12 protein-coding genes are annotated in these 15,067 nt (G+C 52.7%); 6 read left to right on the plus strand and 6 right to left on the minus strand.

Annotation, left to right across the window (positions count from 1 at the left end):
- Nucleotides 1–151 precede the first annotated feature (151 nt).
- Nucleotides 152–1,195, minus strand: coding sequence for a type II toxin-antitoxin system antitoxin DNA ADP-ribosyl glycohydrolase DarG (gene darG, locus ACQ4N7_RS20010; protein WP_430713253.1), 1,044 nt, complete (start codon nucleotides 1,193–1,195; stop codon nucleotides 152–154).
- Between the two features lie 84 nt (nucleotides 1,196–1,279).
- Nucleotides 1,280–1,912: a type II toxin-antitoxin system toxin DNA ADP-ribosyl transferase DarT gene (darT, locus tag ACQ4N7_RS20015; protein ID WP_430713254.1), complete on the minus strand. Its 633-nt coding sequence runs from the start codon at nucleotides 1,910–1,912 to the stop codon at nucleotides 1,280–1,282.
- A gap of 147 nt (nucleotides 1,913–2,059) precedes the next feature.
- On the opposite strand from darT, the gene ACQ4N7_RS20020 reads away from it, so the two are divergent.
- The 5 genes from ACQ4N7_RS20020 (at nucleotide 2,060) to ACQ4N7_RS20040 (ending at nucleotide 11,154) form a co-directional block, all read left to right on the plus strand.
- Complete coding sequence (locus tag ACQ4N7_RS20020) at nucleotides 2,060–4,900, plus strand: DUF1156 domain-containing protein (protein ID WP_430713255.1); 2,841 nt, start codon at nucleotides 2,060–2,062, stop codon at nucleotides 4,898–4,900.
- A gap of 32 nt (nucleotides 4,901–4,932) precedes the next feature.
- Entirely contained in the window at nucleotides 4,933–6,003 is a 1,071-nt protein-coding gene (locus ACQ4N7_RS20025; RefSeq protein ID WP_430713256.1) for a hypothetical protein, read from the plus strand.
- Between the two features lie 62 nt (nucleotides 6,004–6,065).
- Nucleotides 6,066–6,692, plus strand: a complete 627-nt coding sequence (locus ACQ4N7_RS20030; protein ID WP_430713257.1) for a hypothetical protein — start codon at nucleotides 6,066–6,068, stop codon at nucleotides 6,690–6,692.
- Nucleotides 6,693–6,858: 166 nt separating this feature from the next.
- Entirely contained in the window at nucleotides 6,859–7,929 is a 1,071-nt protein-coding gene (locus ACQ4N7_RS20035; RefSeq protein ID WP_430713258.1) for a hypothetical protein, read from the plus strand.
- Between the two features lie 63 nt (nucleotides 7,930–7,992).
- Nucleotides 7,993–11,154 carry an SNF2-related protein gene (locus ACQ4N7_RS20040; RefSeq protein WP_430713259.1) on the plus strand — a complete coding sequence of 1,054 codons (3,162 nt, stop codon included), beginning with the start codon at nucleotides 7,993–7,995 and terminating at the stop codon, nucleotides 11,152–11,154.
- 11 nt (nucleotides 11,155–11,165) lie between these two features.
- On the opposite strand, the gene ACQ4N7_RS20045 is transcribed toward ACQ4N7_RS20040, so the two are convergent.
- Complete coding sequence (locus ACQ4N7_RS20045; protein WP_430713260.1) at nucleotides 11,166–11,468, minus strand: hypothetical protein; 303 nt, start codon at nucleotides 11,466–11,468, stop codon at nucleotides 11,166–11,168.
- A 94-nt stretch (nucleotides 11,469–11,562) separates the two neighbouring features.
- Here ACQ4N7_RS20045 and ACQ4N7_RS20050 point away from each other — a divergent pair, with 94 nt between their 5' ends.
- Entirely contained in the window at nucleotides 11,563–11,796 is a 234-nt protein-coding gene (locus ACQ4N7_RS20050; protein ID WP_430713261.1) for a helix-turn-helix domain-containing protein, read from the plus strand.
- 21 nt (nucleotides 11,797–11,817) lie between these two features.
- On the opposite strand, the gene ACQ4N7_RS20055 is transcribed toward ACQ4N7_RS20050, so the two are convergent.
- From ACQ4N7_RS20055 to ACQ4N7_RS20065, 3 genes are all read right to left on the minus strand, one after another.
- Nucleotides 11,818–12,489, minus strand: a complete 672-nt coding sequence (locus ACQ4N7_RS20055; RefSeq protein WP_430713262.1) for a hypothetical protein — start codon at nucleotides 12,487–12,489, stop codon at nucleotides 11,818–11,820.
- A complete protein-coding gene (locus ACQ4N7_RS20060; protein ID WP_430713263.1) occupies nucleotides 12,486–12,929 on the minus strand; it encodes a hypothetical protein in 444 nt (147 codons plus the stop codon). Before ACQ4N7_RS20060 ends, ACQ4N7_RS20055 begins: the two co-directional genes overlap by 4 nt.
- Before the next feature lie 540 nt (nucleotides 12,930–13,469).
- Nucleotides 13,470–14,621 carry a tyrosine-type recombinase/integrase gene (locus ACQ4N7_RS20065; protein ID WP_430713264.1) on the minus strand — a complete coding sequence of 384 codons (1,152 nt, stop codon included), beginning with the start codon at nucleotides 14,619–14,621 and terminating at the stop codon, nucleotides 13,470–13,472.
- Between the last annotated feature and the right edge of the window lie 446 nt (nucleotides 14,622–15,067).

Consider the following 15,067-nt stretch of genomic DNA (forward strand, 5'->3'; position numbering starts at 1 on the left):
CGACTCAGGGTGGGTTTGGGGAACCGTAGCAGGGGATGGAGGAGAAAGATGCATAGAGCCTAAGGAAAAGATGAATCAGCCTGAAACTCTAGCATCTTCAGCCTTCCTTGAGAATGAAATGGCCCTGATTACCTTCTAAGAGCCAAAACCATCAAGAACTAAGCCACCCTTGTGCTTTAAGGTGGTTCCAGGCCATTACCAAATGCTGGCGCTTGAAGAGGTTTTTCTTACGATCGCTCCATTCCCGCACCCGCTCGATCGCCACCTCGCAATCGACAGCAGCTTGAGGATCTTCTTGGGCTACCCAGTGCAGGGTCGCCAGCATTTCCATGCCGTAGGGGGTTTCAAACCCTTCGATGAGCTGACTGACTCGTTCTAAATAGGGGTCAGCATTTTGGCCCTCAGCCAAGAAGCTTTGGGCCGCCTCATGTCCTGCGGGCAAAACCTGAATCTGGGCGCGATCGCTACCGTCACCGTAGCCATGAATGTAGTGACCTTCCATGCCTTGCAGGGCGTGACCTAGGTTATGGGCATAGGGGCCATAGTGAAAGCGCTGGTAGGCTAGGGTTTGCAGCGTGGGCTCTCCGGCCACTTTGAGAAAGTACGCCAGCTTTTGAATTTCGATGCGGCTGGCGCTATACCCCGGTAGCCCATAGAGTTCTAAGATCCGAATCAGGGAGGCTCTAAAGGCTGTCATGGGTGGCTTTGAGGTGGCGATCGCCATTGCTTCGACCGGGGGTGCCCCGGCAGGTTCAAACACAATTACCTCAATATGGGGCAGTGGTTTGAATGCCTCTAAAATCAGCGGTTTGACCTCGGCCCAGTCTAACCCTCCATTGCCGCAGCCCAGGGGGGGAATAGCAATCGATCGAATCTCCAACCGTTGGACTTCTTCTACTAAAGCGGCTAGCCCGGCTTTGATATCGTCAAGCTGGGAGGGTTGCCGCCAGTGGCGTTTGGTAGGGAAGTTGATGATATACCGGGGGTTCAGCAGCGAGTCGGTGGCGACGGTAAACATGCGGCCTGGCTCGACCTCATTGTTTTTGCACGCCTTTTGATACTGCTTAAAGTTGTCTGGAAACGCCCGCTTAAATTGCAGCGCCACTCCTTTGCCCATGACACCTACGCAGTTGACGGTGTTCACCAGGGCTTCTGTTTTTTCGTCTAGGAGGTTGCCACGCTTTAGCTTGAGCATTGTGCCGTCATATTGTTAGTTCAATTGTACTGAATAGAATGGTTAGGTTCAAGATCCTTCAGGGGTAGCCGAGCCGCCTGCATTTTACGTGTAATACCACTGGGGGCGCAGGCGGGCGGTCATCGTTTGCCCAAATTGTCGCAAAATTTGGTTCACCTCGGCCGCGATCGCATCATCCATCACCCCGATGCCGCGAATCAAGGGCCAGGGCACCGCTTGGTGTACCAAAAACTCGGCCTGGCGGCGGCGCTTGCGATCGCCGTCCTCATCGGTATCTCGCCAATACTTGGTTTGCATGATCTCCCAGTCGATGGCGGTGTCGATTTCGTTGAGGTCGTCGTAGAAGCTGGTGTAGCCCATGACGGCATGGCCATCGCTGAATACAAACCCTAGACCGGCCTCTGCGATCGCTTCGGCGGTGGTGACCAGGTGCAAGATAGACTGCTGGCCGCTGGTGTAGCCGGTGACGTTGCCAATGTGGATCGCCCCCAGCATGGGCGAGCGGGGGGCAAAGTAGAAGGGCACGTAGTCGTGCAGCACGCCGCCAGGGCCACAGGGCACTGTTTTGGAGTAACGCCTGTCTTGAATGTGCTCGTAGGCAATGGAGGTGTAGTCGGCCTCGCTGGCTTGCAGCCTATTTTTGGCCAGCAGGGTACCGGCCTGCACAATGGTGGCCAGGTTGCTGATGGGGGTAATGTGGTAAAGCCAAACAGGCATTCTACACAGGGCGGTGATGAGTGCTCCTTAGCGTAGCAATGGGTGGGGCCGGGCGATCGGGCTGGGGCCAGGGCTGTTAAGCAATACCGGCTAAGTCCGGGCAGTTTTTTTTCGCTTCGTACAATGGGATGAGCCATGGAGCCTAGCATGACCGAACCAAAACCCACCCGCCCTGCTGTGTTCATCGAGAAGATCTTTCCGGTGACGCTGCTGAATAAGCAGGTGTATTACGAGCATGGGGGCAACCCGTTTAAGGGGCTGCATCGGTGGTATTCGCGGAAGCCGCTGTCGTTTAGCCGGGCGAGTGTGTTGGGCTCGCTGCTGCCGGATACGGTAACGATGGAGGAGTTTGAGTATCTGCTGGGGCTAAACCGGCGGGTGGCGGGGCACCCGGACAGCACAACAAAGCTGTATAAGACGCCGCCGAGCCCGGAGCGGATTAAGCAGGTGCATGACCTGTGTGAGCAGACCTGGGGCACGCGCACGCCGACGGTGCTGGATGCGTTTGCGGGGGGTGGCAGCATACCGTTTGAGGCGGTGCGGTATGGGTTGAATGTGCTGGCGAGTGACCTGAACCCGGTGGCGGTGGTGACGATGAAGGCGGCGATGGAGTATCCGCTAAAGTTTGGGCCAGATTTGCAGCATGAGATTGACAAGTGGGTGAAGTGGGTTGGTGATGAGGCGGAAAAGCGGTTAGGGGAGTTTTTTCCGTCGCAGGAGGGGGAGACAGTTCAGAACTATTTGTGGGCGCATACGGTGGTGTGCCCGAGTTGTGATTCGGTGGTGCCGTTGAGTCCGAATTGGTGGTTAAGTAAGGCTAGTAATTATTCCGGAAAAGGACAAGTCCGCAAAGTTACAAGTGACTGGTATGCAGTAAAACCTGTTCCAAATCTAGAAAAGAAACGTGTTGATTTTGAGCTTGTAAAGGGGCGAAAGAATACTGCCAGTACAATTAAAACTCCTGAGGGAGATTTCAATCCTAATGACCATAACACAATTAACCGTGGCATAGGAAAGTGTCCCAACTGCAGCTACATTATAGAAACCGAATTATTTTATAAAGCTGCCGAGGAGAATACGTTAGGACACCAGCTATATGCTGTCTGTTTTCGCAAAGGCGAAGGAGGGTTTGAATTTAGAATCCCTCAAGAAAAAGATATTCTAGCCTTAAAAATTTCGGAATTAGAAATTCAAAGCAAAATTCAGAACAATAGCTCCACAAGATCTATACCGACTGAAGATATTCCTCCCGGCGAAAAGACAGAGCAAAATTACATTCGCACTTATGCAAAAAGCTGGGCTGGCATGTTCAATTCACGTCAGCTTTTAACCTTGACAACTTATGTTGAAATTCTCCATGAAGTAAAAGAGAAAATTGGGCTTGAGCTAGATTCTGCTACAGCAGATGCAATATTGACTTACTTGGCTTTCGCCCTAGATAGATGTATTGACTATAATTCAAGGCTTTCAGGCTGGCATTCAGGGCATCCCTCGGCTGACCGAGCCTCCAAAACACATGCCTTTAATCTCAATTGGAACTATCCAGAGATATCAGGTGATGGGGAATTATGGAGGTGGTGCTCAAAAGCAATCACCCCTCATTACACTACACTTTGCTCATTTTTAGGAATTAGTACTGGATTCGATAGCATTTTTGAATATGACCAACCCCATTCTAATGTAGTAAAGATTAATTTGTCGTCAGCCGATGCTCTAGTTCATATACCAAACGGTTCCCTTGATTGTGTTATAACCGATCCTCCTTATTATTCGTCTATTCATTATTCGGAATTGTCAGATTTCTTTTATGTTTGGCAAAAGCGGGTTCTAGGTGACATCTTCCCCGAACTCTACTTTTCCGAACTCACCGACAAAGACCGCGAAGCCGTTGCTAACCCTTCCCGTTTCCGCAACATGGGCGAGTCTGCCGAAGAACTCGCCAACCGCGACTACGAAGCCAAAATGGCTCTCGCCTTTGCCGAATACTTCCGCGTCCTCCGCGACGACGGCGTCATGACGGTCCAGTTCAACCACAAAGACTCCGGTGCCTGGGACGTGCTCGCCAAATCCCTCATCGACGCCGGCTTTGAAATCACCGCCAGTTGGGCCGTCAGCACCGAGAACCCGCAAAACCTGCACCAGGCCCAGAAAAACTCCGTCTCCAGCACCGTCCTCCTCGTCTGCCGCAAGCGCGACCCCAACGCCGGTTCCGCCTGGTGGGATGACCTGCGCCCCGAACTCGCCAACCTCGTCGAGCAACGCGCCCCCGAATTTGAAGCCAACGACATCGGCGGCATCGACCTCTACCTCAGCGCCTTTGGCCCTGCCCTCAACGTCTTCAGCCGCGCCTGGCCCGTGCTCGATAGCTCCGGTGTTGAAATGCGCCCCGAAGTCGCCTTTGGAGAAGCTCGTAAGGCGATCGCCAACTACCGCTTCCGCAAACTGCTCGAAGCCGACACCGCCGGGTTCGACCCCCTCACCCAGTGGTACATCCTCGCCTGGGATGCCTTCCGCGCCCGCGAGTTCCCCTTCGATGAAGCGCGACAGCTCGCCCTCGCCGTCGGCGGCTTCAACGTCCGCGACCTCGATAGAACCCATAAGCTGCTCGACTCCGCCAGCGGCACCTGCAAACTGCTCACCCCCCAGCAGCGCCTCAAAAAACGCGCCTTCTCCACCAACCCCGACGAGTTTACCGCGATCGCCCTCGTCGATGGCCTCCACGCCATCATCGCCCTCTACCTCGAAGAACAAAGCGTCGACCCCGTCCGCCGCTTCCTCAAAGCCACCGGCCTACTCAGCAATGACCTCTTCATGCGCGCCTGGGAAGTTGCTCTCAAAGCCATCCCCCACATCGGCGACGAGCGCAAACGCATGGTGGAAGAGAAAGCCCTAGCCGACCTATGGCTAGCGATGGACGAGATTCAGGCCAAGGTTCTCTACGTGCAGCCAGAGCTAGCGTTTGAAGAAGGCCAAATGGGGCTGTTTTAGAGAGTCATCTACCTATAGAGGTTGGTATAGCGATGAAAGAAGCCATTGTTTTTGTTTCAGGGTTTGATGCTCAATGTCAAAACTATTATCTCGATAACTATTTAAGCCAAGGGTTATTAAACCAACTCGAAGATATAGATATCAAGCTTCACCCTGAAGAGGTCAAAATTCCGGGGCAAACCGGCAAGCGGTTTTACTGTCAATTTGATGATACTGAAAAGACTATCGACATCTACGAAGTCTATTGGAATGATTTGGTCGATCGCTTAAGCGCAAAAAGCGCCACCCAAAAGTTTAGTCGGGGTATCAGCATGTTCTTTCACTGGTTTAGCCAGGGCTGGAAGATCATGAAGATATCACCCGTTTTCTTTATGCAGACCAGTACTATTTTGCTGTTGGTGCTGCTTTGGTACTATGGCATTGTTGTGCTGGTCTTAGCAGCCCTTGCAGAACAACCAGCGCTAGCTTCTGTTCCATTTTTACAAGGCCTTTTGGGGCAAATCTCTGGGTGGGCTACCACGGGCTGGGGCTGGCAGATTTGGCTAGTGGTTAGCGCTTTACTCGCCTTGTTGCCCGTGTCGATTAATCTCATCATCGACTTGACTGATTTCTTCGTTAGCTACCTTCAGAACGAGTCACATAAAGGCAAACCCCCGATCAGAGCACTCCTGCGCACTCGGGTTAAGCAGGCGGTAGATAACGTCGTTAGCGAAGGCTCCTACGATCGCGTTACTGTACTCGCCCATAGCCTGGGCGGGCTCATTGCCACAGACTTTATGGCTGACTACCGCGGTCAGCAGGGTAGACAGGTTCGCTACATCACCTGGGGTAGTGCCCTCGAAAGCTCTTCCTCCTCAACCGATTGGATAGAGTCAGAGATTAAGAAGTGCCTAGATAACCCTCACATTGAGAAATGGGAGGATTTTTACTCTAACCAAGACTGGTTCTGCTCTAAGGTACCCGTGCCTGGCAAAGAGCCCACCCCCAAACTGGTCTCTAAAGAGGTCTCCTTTAAAGTCTCTTTAGTTAAGCAGATCACCGGAGAGTCTCATATGGAGTACTTTTTCGACCCAAAGGTGCTCAGACACTTTGTCATGGGTTGAGCAAGCCACAGGCTTACGCGACGAATGAGGATTGAAGCTAGAGTTCACTAGGAATAAATACTATGGCGGGTACATCGGCTAAGGTTCCAAAATCAAAAAAGAAAAACTTTTCTAGCTTTAGCTACGCCGAAGCCTTCAAACAACTTCACTTAGACGACCTCATTCCTTGGGAGCTAGACGCGCCTCCACTAAAACCCAGCGCCTTCTTTCAAGAGCGGCTGCACCGCCTGGAGCAAACCTTTGACCTAGAAGGTTATGAGGAATCGAAAAAGCTGCTGATTGATGCCATTTGCGAAGAGGCGATCGCCAGCACCGAGCATCTCAAAATTTGGAAAGGGGCACAACTGGAAGGTGACACCACCGCAGGCTATGTCGATTATCTGATCGCCGAGCGGAAACGCTATCTAGACATTCCCCTACTGTGCATCATCGAAGCTAAAAAGGACGACTTTGAGAAAGGGTTAGCCCAATGCCTGGTAGAGGTGCAGGCCTGCCAGTGGCAAAATCGCCAATCGGGTCGCGAGATTGACGTTTACGGCATCGTCACCAATGGCCGAGCTTGGCAGTTCTACCGCATGAGTCCAGAGGGCATTGTCTACGAAACCCCCGTCTATTCCACTGGGGATATGGATCTGTTGCTGGGGCGACTCCGCTACATCTTTCAGCTGTGTGAGCAAAATCTGAGCTAGAAATGACGGTGACGTAAACGCATGGTGGAAGAGATGGATGAGATTCAGGCAAAGGTACTATACGTGCAGCCAGAGCTAACGTTTGAGGGGAGACAGCATTCTCTCGACTTAGATATTTAACTGAGAAAATTCGAAATTTATACTTGATCCATTACTCATTTACTTTATGAAGCAGGCATTCCTTGTGATAAGCGAAGACGAGCGAAAGGTCGTCAACGCTGATAAAGTTGACCACTCTGACTTTAGTCAAATTTTTCAGTGTATTCGTTGTAACGCAACAGTAACTTTGAGATCTGGCCATTATAGAGGAGGAAGTTGGATAGCACCTAGTTTTGTACATCCAGAAGGGGATTTAAAGGAATGTAGCTTAAGGGTTTCTATTGATCTGAAATCCGAAAATAAAGCGGACGCATTTGCCATTATTGGAAGGGGACAAAATAATAAGAAGCTAGAGAAAGCGTTTATTGATTTCTTTAAAGCTTGTATAAGATGCAATCCCTACTTGAAACCCAGCTTTCTCCCAAACTATACATTTTATCCAGAGGATAACGGTTTATACAGGGGTGATGCTTTACATCTTAAGCGTTATATAAACTATAACAAAGCTCCAGGTCGATCCCATGACCATCCAGAGCTTTTGCTTGACTCCTGTGTTGTCATACTAAAAAGTCTAAATTCTCAAAAATTCTTTCTTGACTCTGTTTCTGAGCTTCGAGAAAAACTCTTGCTAGAGAAATCTTTATCGGATCAGGCTCTAAGGGTAGCTGCTGCTCAAGGAGTCTCTGTAGAAGACTTTATAAAGAGCCATTGCAGTCGATTGTTAGGAATTACAAAGTATTTATGCAAAGGTTCCTCTGATTCACTGAGAAAACAGTTTTTTGAAATTGTAATTTGGGCTGACAGATACAATCTACCATTTCCTATCGACTTGATTCTGACTCAAAGAGATAAAGCAATTGGTGAATTGATGTCTCAATATCCTGGATTTCGGAAAGAAAGAAGTGATGAAGAGTTGCTGGATAGCAGACAGAAGTTTGTTCAAAAAATCAAGTCTTATGATTTTCAGATGCTTGCCAATATTCAATCGAATCCTCTTTATTTGAGGGACTCTTTTTCCGATTTCTATGAAGGAGTCCACTCGTCTAGAGGTGAATTTGTTTCTTTTGCCCTTCAAAAGACCTTTCAATCTATAAAAATGTATAACTGGCTATATCTACCGAATTTCTATGGATCTTGATTTTCTCATTCTCTGGAAGTTGAAGAACCACGATTTGGACCTGACTTTTAGTTCGTCGCTAGTATGTTGCAATCGCTAAAGAACTACGACTGGAAAATCAGCTACGCCAGCGACACCAGTAACCCTGTCGCCGACTTCTACATCCCCGCCCTCGAACGCACTACCCAGTACGATCGCAAATCCGGCTTCTTCAGCAGCGCCATCCTCAGCCAGGTCGCCGGGGGGCTGGGGGCATTCCTCCACAACGAGGGCCGCATCCGGCTGATCATGAGCTGCCACCTCAGCAAAACCGACCTCCAGGCCATCCAGCAGGGCTACACCCTCCGCGATGCTGTCGCCGCCCGCCTCGATGCCAACCTCACCCCACCCACCAACTTTGCCCAGCTCAAACGTCTCGAAATTCTCAGCTGGCTGATTCAGAGCGATCGCCTCGATATCCGCATCGCCATTCCCCTACGCCACGACGGGCAACCCCTCGACCCCGACGAAGCCATCAACACCCACTACATCTACCACGAGAAAGTCTGCCTCTTCACCGACGCCGATGGTAACCAGATCGCCACCACCGGCTCCAACAACGAGTCCAGCGGCGGCTGGAACTTCAACGTCGAATCGTTCCATGTCTTCTGCTCCTGGGAGGGCGATCGCGACCTGGCCCGTGTGCAAGAAGAAACCCTGCGGTTCGAGCAGCATTGGCACAATCAAATCCCCAGCGTTCGCGTGTTTGAGGTGCCCGAAGCCGTCAAGCGCAAGCTGATCCGCTACGCCCCGCCCCAAAAGCCCCTCTGGACAACCGACGACGAATTTAACCAGCGCCCCCTGACCAAGCAAGAGCGTGAGCAGTTAGCCATTACTGACCCAGAGCCTGCCAAGGAAGAAAAGCCAGAGGCCCAGATTGATGAGGCTACCCTGACAAGGGAACGGGAGATGTTTCGGGCGATCGCCAACATCCACCAAGACCCTGGCTGCCTGAGCGCCTGCCTCAGCTCCATCCCCATCCAGCCCTGGCCCCACCAAATCAAAATTCTTAAACGCGCCGCCGCCGAATTTCCCCGCAGCTTTCTGATTGCCGATGAAGTCGGCCTGGGCAAAACCATCGAGACCGGGCTGATCCTCCGTTACCTGCTGGTATCCCAAAAGGTCAAGCGCGTCCTGGTGCTGGCCCCCGCCAGCGTTCAGCCCCAGTGGCACGAAGAACTGCGCGAAAAATTCAACATCCATTTCTGGAGCTACACCCAAGGCGAATTCAAAGACCCCTACGGCCAGACTACCCAGCCCACCGGCAACCCCTGGAATACCCAAAACCTGATTCTCGCCTCTAGCCACCTGGTGCGACGCCAAGAGCGCATGCAAGAACTGCTCGATGCCGAACCTTGGGATCTAGTGGTGCTGGACGAGGCCCACCACGCCCGCCGAAAATCGCCCCAGGCCAGAAAAGACACCCCTAACCGCCTGCTGCAACTGCTGGAGCAGCTGCGCGACAAGACCAAAGCGCTGATTTTGCTGTCGGCCACCCCGATGCAAATTGACCCCATCGAAGTCTTTGACCTGCTGCATGTGCTGGGTCTAGAGGGCCACTGGGCCTACGGCGATACCTTCTGTGACTACTTTTCTTCCCTAGACAGCAAGCCCGATCGCCACCTGCTCAACTTCTGGCAAACGATGTCTGCCGACTACTTTGCCCATGGCGGCCAGCCCTGCCCCCGCCTCCAGCAGCACCTCCACCAGCAAGACCGGATGCTAGCCAGCCGAGTGGAAGATGCTTGGCGGGGGCGACTGAAAATAACCATCAACGATCGCCTCTTCCTGCAAGACGAGGCCTTTCTCGCCGCCTCCCTGCAATTCCTCTCCACCAACACTCCCCTCAAAGACATGATGTTCCGCCACACGCGGGACACCCTGCGGGAGTACTACCGCCTCGGCCTGCTGGAAAAAGATGTCCCCCGCCGCGAAGTCTGCGATAACGCCATCACCCTAGAACCCACTCGCGAAGCTGACCTCTACCGCCAGGTGAGCGACTACGTGCGCCACTTCTACCGCCTGGCCCAAAAAGAGCAGCGCAAAGCTTTGGGCTTCTTGATGACCCTCTACCGCAAACGGTTGACCAGCTCCTTCTACGCCATTCAGCAATCCCTCCAGCGACGGCTCGATTCTCTGATTACCCAGCAGGGCAGTGGCCTCACCGCCGATGACCTGGCGGAGCTAGACGATGCCGACGATGCGGTGATCGAAGGGCTAGAGGGCTACATGGAGCCCGTAGACCCCCGAGAAATTGAACACTTAGAAGCTCTGCTACGGCAGTTTGAGAACACCGGAGAAGACACCAAGCTGGCCCACTTCATCGCCACCCTGCGACAGGAGTTGGTGAATCGGGAAAGCGCGATCGCCTTTACCCAATACACCGACACCATGGACTTTCTGCGGGAGCAGCTGCGGGAACTCTACGGCAACCAGGTGGCTTGCTACTCCGGGCGCGGCGGCGAACTGTGGCACGATGGCCAGTGGGCGATCGTGCCCAAGGAGCTGATCAAAACCCGATTTCGCGATAGCGAGATCAAAATCCTGCTCTGTACCGAATCCGCCAGCGAGGGCCTCAACCTACAGACCTGCGGGGTGCTCTTCAACTACGACCTGCCCTGGAATCCCATGCGGGTGGAGCAGCGCATTGGCCGTATTGACCGCATTGGCCAGCGCTATCCCACCGTCACCATTCACAACTTCTACTACGACGGCACAGTAGAGGCGAAGGTGTACCGGAAATTGCGCGATCGCATTGGGGCCTTTGAATCTGTAGTCGGCAACCTCCAACCCATCCTGGCCCAGGTGCCCACGTTTATCGAACGGGCCACCATGAGCGCCGACCCCGAAGAAGAAGACGTGCTGCTGTCAGAATTCGACGCCGTCCTGGCGACTCCACCCCAGCGGCCAGCCCTCGATGACATGGTGAAGCGCGATGTGGAATCTGACCTGCAAGACATTCGGCGACCGTTGCCTCCCACTGCCCTTAACCCAGAGGCGATCGAAGAGACATTCACTCAATCGGTTCTCCTACAAAGGAAGGGAGTCCACTTTATACCCGTAGAACCTGGAATCTGGCGGATGAGTTGTGGCCAGTGGGCCAATACGGTGACCTTTCAGCCAGCCATCTTTGCCGACAAACCCTCTCTGCGACTAATGACCTGGGGAGATCCTCTCTTTCACCAACTCCTGACCCAGGTGCTCTAGGGACACTAACGTTATGTCCGCTGAAAATACTTCACCAGCATTTTCATCAACTCCCCAGGCTGACACCGCAGGGGCCTTTCAGGGGTAGGCGCTGGCATGAAATCAGTCCACTCGAAGATCTCAGCAAACCCACACAGATGCATCTGCTGAAGCATGGCCTGAATCGCCTCCCGAGACCCGATCGCCAAGAGCTTTACCGGCTCTCGGTCGGGCCTGGGGTAGTTGCTTAGCTTTTGCCTGATCTCAACACTGACCAAAAGGTCGTGCTCTGCACCGCCAACCTCCGATCCAACAAATCCCTGGGGAAGCAACATCGGTAACCTCCAGTTACATCGAGTCGTTGTCTAACATGCTAACGTTAGCATGTTAGACAACGTCCTGCACCTCATCCTCTGAAATGATGAGGATATGGGCAAAGCAGGCTACGTTCTTAAGCAAGTGCTGGAGCAGTACGGCATCACGCAGTATCGGTTCGCGGCGAATCTGGGGATTGACCGCACCAGTGTCCACCGCTGGTGCAGCGGCAAGATCGACCCCACAGGCGATACCATTCTGGAAATCGTCCGTGTTCTTAAAGTTATGAATCCAGAAGCCGCTGAGGCTTTCGCTGATCAGTACATCAACAGCGAACTCGACGAGTAATACTCCAACAGGATCAAGGTACTAACGGTCTATCCCCCTAGAGCGCGGTATGCTCCGCTGTGGCTGCCCTACCTGGAGTGCCTGAATCGCCTGCACTTGAGCCACCGTCCCTCGGGCATACTGCTCAATCGTCGGTGGGGCCACCCCCTGCAAATCTTGCTGAAAACGGGCATACGGCCCCTGGTGCAGTAGTGCCGCCACAGCCTCCCCCGATTCCCCAGCGCCCAGCGCCGCTGCCGTCACTTTCTGGTCGAGCTGAATCGCCGCCAGATCGCTGCTCACATAATCCCGGTAAAGATCGGGGTAGCTCTGGATTTTTCCCGTGACTGAGCAGGCATATTCCAGATATCGCTGCTGCTGAAGACTATCCACGGTCTTCTGGGCGTACTGAAGCAGCTTGGGCAGTGCTTCCTTCTTCTCATCCTCAGACAGACCCAAAATTTGCTGCTGAGTAAACGGCCCCTGGGCCAGCAGTTGAATTACCTGCCTCGGAGACTTGCCGGTCTGTAGTGCCGCTCTGGCCACCTCGCGATCTAGCCCCTGGGCAGACGTGGGGTTGTCGCTGTAGCGAGTGTAGAGGCTGTCGTAATCCTTAGCGTCCTTGAGCGAAGCCTTAGCCAACGCCAGGTACTGCTGGCGCATCAATCGTCCTTTCTCAGTTTCGGGCTCCTTCGGCAACAGAGGTTCACTCATAGGGCATCGGTGAACTCGTCGAGTAGGTCAGCTGGAGCAGCAACCGTCACTGGCTGCGCCAAAACGGATTCATTGATGGGCTCAGCCTGTAGATTCTCTGTCTCTGGGCCTCCCACCAGTTCAGTCGCGTCAGGCCGAGCCAGGCCCAACTCAAATTCCTCGCGCAGGTGTTGAATCTGAGCTTCCATTTGCCAAATCGATTGCTGAGCCAGGTCACGCAACTCGGCCTCAGAGTAATTGCCGGAGTGCCGGTAGGCGAAGGGTAGCCAGAAGGCACGGGTGGCGGTGGCCGCTTTCTCCTTGCCGTTGTAAGTGTCGTGGATCAGCCAGGAATAGGTGATGCCGTTGGGCGAGGTGCGATCGGGCTCAAAGATGAAGCGCACTCTGGGCTTATTTTTGGAAGAGCCGTCGGAGGATGACGCAGAAGGCCTTCTGGGCATAGTGGACGTCCTACTTGCTGTACTGATAACCGTCTCGACTGAAGCACCCCTGAGGAAATTGTAGCCTGGCATAGCGGAAACAATGCTGGCATTTTAGAGGCTACATCCGAAAGATTCTAGGCATGGCTGATTTGCTGCTGAAGTTAGCAGAGGACACCGTAGATATCGCTGCTGGCGGTTGCTATCACCTAGGCATCTGATCACCAGAATAAGTTAGGAAATATGCGATCAATAGCTCGACCTCTGAACGAACCGAGGCGTTGCAAGATGGGGCAGAAGCCGCCACTGTTGTATTGGAAGCCGCCCTAGCAAATGTGTTGGTTGACCTGCTGCTGGCAGACATCGAGCGAAAACGCTCCTTGTTACAGCAGCAGGGCATTGACGTTCAGATTACCAGGTGCAAGATGTGAGCCTCCCTATATCCAGAGATAATGAGGCTTATCTAGCGCTGGTTTGGGTGTAGTGGCTTGGTTACTTACACCCAAACCAACAGCTCAGTCGGTTAGCTAGGTTTTAGCTGTTTATCACAAGGGACTCTCGTCAAATCTCGGGCACCTGGAAACGTGCCAGGGTACCGGCGTAGTGCTTCATGATGATTTCTGGAGAGTTACCGACCCATTTGGCGACCTGCGACACACTGATCCCCTCCTCCAGGCAGTGAGTAATAAATGTGTGTCTAGCCTGGTAGGGCTTTCGATAGCGAATACCGAGTTCCTCCAGGACGGCTGACCACCCACGATTGCGAAAATTATGAAAATTCATAAACTGCCCCTCGGATGACGGAAAGACTAAGTCGCTTCGCTTCGCTTGGGACGGTCGGTGAGCGGTCAAGAGCTGCCGAAGCTGTTTATTGATAGGAAACTTCCTTTTCAGTTGCGTTTTGAGCCCATCCTTCAGCACTCGCCCCCGCACAGAATCCACCACAGCCTGATCAAAAATAATGTCATCGGTGGTGATGTGCTTCCATTGCAGACCCGCTGCTTCTGAGGGGCGACACCCGGTGCAGAACAAGAACCGAACTAAGGGCGTGTAGTAAGCGTAGTACTGATTGTTTTCAAAGCCACTGATAATGGCTTGACGTTCTGCACGGCTAAACGGGTCGATATCTGTCCTGTCATCCGAAGTTTTGGGAATCTTGATGTCTCCGGAAAGCCCTTCAAAGGGATTTTGATCGATCAAGTCATTGCGCTTGGCCCAGCGACAGCAGGATGACAACGCCTGAATAAACCGTTTCGCGGGATCAGGGTTGAGATGGGTCATAGCCCAATCAAAAATCTTCTGCGCATCCTTGAGCTGCTTATGGGGGCATCGCCCTAGGTGAGAGGTGTTGACGCAGTACCCATTCCGCCAAGTGCCAGGAGCAACCACGGGCTCCTTGACCTCACAGAATTTTTCCCAAAGCTCAGGAATAGATGGGGCCGTCAGTTTGATCTTCACTGGCTCGGCGGGCGCAGTCTTATACTTTGCCAGAGTGGTATCAAAGTTGCCGGAGAGGATGTCTAGCTGAATTTGGCTGGCCCTCTGCTGAGCCACCATTCGGCCTGTGGGAGTATCGGGGAGCCCCACGGAAAGATAATGACGCTCACCGCCATAACGAAATCGCAGTTGCAAACGGTCATGAGAAGCAATGACCTTCACAGTTCCTTTAGAAGCCTTACCAGAAGGCGTTTTCGGTGTTTCGGGCGAATGCATAACAGTACACCTGCTCTTAAACCCAATTTACACCCAAAGTTGCCTAAAAACGCCCAAGTGAAGGATATGTTTACACCCAAAACCAGTGCACCTTAGGTTATCTTTAGGGGGCTAATTCACCCTGAGACCCTCATCAATCAAGCATTCTAGCGTTTAAGCCGATGGCGGGATTTGAACCCGCGACCGCTCGATTACGAATCTAGCGTAAAAGCTATAAACAGAAGCTATTTCAAAGCCATAAAATTTTCGTTACCCCAAACCTACCCCAATTTTATGGCTAATCTTTGAACAAAGTTACGTTGTTTCAGCCAATTAGCGAGATGAGCAATTCATCCTGGATCGGATGGAAGCCCTGGAGATGATGGTGAGTACTCGAGTAATTATCGGGTGCTCATAGCACCACCTATGGCCATAGGGAAATTTTGTCCTTTGAGCAGGTGTAGGAG

Origin of the sequence: Nodosilinea sp. AN01ver1 (assembly GCF_050565655.1) — a bacterium.
Taxonomy (GTDB): domain Bacteria; phylum Cyanobacteriota; class Cyanobacteriia; order Phormidesmidales; family Phormidesmidaceae; genus Nodosilinea.